The organism is Microbacterium sp. P2_F9, assembly GCF_056403635.1.
In genome coordinates, this window is sequence record NZ_JBFUFC010000309.1 from 1 (window position 1) to 2,920 (window position 2,920).

Here is a 2,920-nt window from a genome sequence, read left to right on the forward strand (position 1 = left end):
GGATTCCGCGTGCCGCCCCGCGTGTCGTTGCGCGTCAGCTCTCCTGCGAGCCCTCGACCCAGGCCAGGTACTCCTCCGACACCGTGCCGGTGACGTACCGGCCGTCGAAGCAGCTCATGTCGAGGTCCTCGACGTCGGAGCCCTCCAGGATCGCGGCCTTCAGGTCTTCGACCTCCTGGTAGACCATGTAGTCCGCGCCGAGCTCCTCGGCGATCTCCGGGATCGTGCGGCCATGCGCGACGAGTTCGTGGCGCGACGGCATGTTGATGCCGTAGACGTGCGGGTAGCGCACCGGCGGCGCCGCCGAGGCGAACGTGACCGACTTGGCCCCGGCATCCCGAGCCATCTGGATGATCTCTTTCGAGGTGGTCCCCCGCACGATCGAGTCGTCGATCAGCAGGACGTTCTTGCCCTTGAATTCGCTCGACATCGCGTTCAGCTTCTGCCGCACGCTCTTCTTGCGGAYGGCCTGCCCGGGCATGATGAACGTTCGCCCGATGTAGCGGTTCTTGTAGAAGCCCTCGCGGTACTCGATCCCGAGCTTGCGGGCCACCTGCATGGCAGCGGGGCGCGACGAGTCGGGAATCGGCATCACGACATCGATCGCGCCCATCGGGGTGTACTTCGCGATCGTCTCGGCGAGGCGCTCGCCCAGCCGCAGGCGCGCCTCGTAGACCGAGATGCCGTTCATGATCGAGTCGGGGCGCGCGAGGTAGACGTACTCGAACGAGCACGGGTAGAGCTTCGGGTCGGTCGCGCACTGCTTCGTGTGCAGGTGGCCGTCCAGATCGATGAAGACTGCCTCGCCGGGCATGACGTCGCGGACGACCTCGAAGCCGCCGTTCTCGAGCACGAGGCTCTCGCTCGTCACGACCCACTCGTACTTGCCGTCTTCGCCCTGGCGCGTGCCGATGATGAGCGGGCGGATGCCGAACGGGTCGCGGAAGGCGAGAAGTCCGTAGCCGGCGATCAGGGCGATCGCCGCGTACGACCCTTCGACGCGGTCGTGCACGCGGCTGACCGCCTGGAACACCTGCTCGGGATCGAGATCGAGCCCCGAGATCGCCGACTGCAGTTCGTTGGCGAGCACATTGACGAGCAGCTCGGTGTCGGAGCTCGTGTTCAGGTGCCGGCGGTCCTTGTGGAAGAGCTCCTCGGTGAGCTCCCGCGTATTGGTGAGATTGCCGTTGTGCACCAGCACGATCCCGTACGGTGCGTTGACGTAGAAGGGCTGCGCCTCTTCTTCGCTGGATGCCGTGCCCTTCGTCGCATAGCGCACGTGGCCGAGCCCGATCTCACCGAGCAGCGAGCGCATGTCGCGCGTGCGGAACGCCTCCCGCACCTGCCCCTTCGCCTTCGCGATGTGGAAGACGCCGTTGCGCTCGGCGGTGGCGATGCCGGTCGAGTCCTGCCCACGATGCTGCAGCAGCAGCAGGGCGTCGTAGACCTCCTGATTGGCCAGGCCGCCGCCCACCACTCCGACGATTCCGCACATAGGGGGTTATCTCGCTCCGTGCTCGCTGTAGCTGCCGACGAGGCGAACCGCCCCGCCGTCGACGCCCTTGGCGCCCTGCTCGAACTCTCCGGCCGGCCGGTCACCGGTGTGCACGACGCCCACCTGCCAGGTCGCGATGCCTTCGAGGGCGAGAGCGGATGCCGCGGCATCCGCCTTCTGCGCGTCGACGACCGCGAGGAATCCGATGCCGAGGTTCCAGGTGCCTTCGGTCGCCGTGAGTTCGATCTCGCCGAGGTCAGCGAGCACCCGGAAGACCGGCGGAGGGGACCAGGTCGACCGGTCGACCTCGACCCACGCATCCTGGGGCAGCACGCGGGCGAGGTTGGCGGCGATGCCGCCGCCCGTCACGTGGCTGAGGGCGTGCACGCCGTCGCCGGTCCCGGCGATCAGCCGGAGCAGGGGGCTCGTGTAGAGGCGGGTGGGCTCGAGGAGCGTCTCGCCCCACGTCGTGCCGAAGTCGGCGGCGTGAGCGCCGTAGGAGATGCCGGCGCGTGTGACGATGTGCCGCACCAGGGAGTAGCCGTTCGAGTGCAGACCGCTCGAGGCGAGCGCGAGCACGACGTCTCCCGAGCGCACGCGGTGCGCGCCGAGGATGCCGTCTGCCTCGACGACCCCGGTCGCCGCGCCCGCGACGTCGTAGTCGTTGATGCCGAGAAGGCCGGGGTGCTCCGCCGTCTCGCCGCCGACGAGCGCGGTGCCGGTGTCGGAGCAGCCTGCCGCGATGCCCCTGACGATGTCGGCGATGCGCTCGGGGAAGACCTTGCCGCACGCGATGTAGTCGGTCATGAAGAGGGGGCGTGCGCCCACGACGACGATGTCGTCGACGACCATGCCGACCAGGTCGCGCCCGATCGTGTCGTGCTTGTCGATCGCCTGTGCGATCGCGACCTTGGTGCCGACGCCGTCGGTGCTGGTCGCCAGCAGCGGCTTCGCGTACGCCTGGAGTGCGGACGCGTCGAAGAGGCCGGCGAAGCCGCCTACTCCGCCGAGGACTTCAGGTCCGTGGGTGCGTCGCACCGCGGATTTCATCAGTTCGACGGCGAGATCGCCGGCGGCCGTGTCGACCCCTGCTTCGGCATAGGGGTTCACGGCGTCGCGGGAGGGTGAGGCCACACCTCCAGCCTACCGGCGGGCCGCCTGTGCGGACGCCGGACCGGAGCTGCCGGGCGTGGGATTGGAGGTGCGAGACCGGAACCGGGGTCCGAGGGCGGATCTACAATGAACGCATGGGCAGCGGCGGGGCTCCGGAGTGGGTGATTCGCGAGGATGCGAGTCAGCCCGTTCTGCTTGCCCTCTACCTCCGCCAAGTGCTCGGCATCCGCTCGCCTGATGAACTTCCGCACCTGCGCGGCGTGGTCTCCCGCCCGGCCGATCGCGACGAGCAGGCGCAGGCGCGCCTAGAAC

2 protein-coding genes are annotated in these 2,920 nt (G+C 68.7%); both read right to left on the reverse strand.

Annotated features, from left to right (window positions below):
* Positions 1-34: 34 nt before the first annotated feature.
* Positions 35-1,495: an amidophosphoribosyltransferase gene (purF, locus tag AC1DVT_RS19245; RefSeq protein WP_477390893.1), complete on the reverse strand. Its 1,461-nt coding sequence runs from the start codon at positions 1,493-1,495 to the stop codon at positions 35-37.
* 6 nt (positions 1,496-1,501) lie between these two features.
* A complete protein-coding gene (gene purM / locus AC1DVT_RS19250; RefSeq protein ID WP_477390895.1) occupies positions 1,502-2,629 on the reverse strand; it encodes a phosphoribosylformylglycinamidine cyclo-ligase in 1,128 nt (375 codons plus the stop codon).
* Between the last annotated feature and the right edge of the window lie 291 nt (positions 2,630-2,920).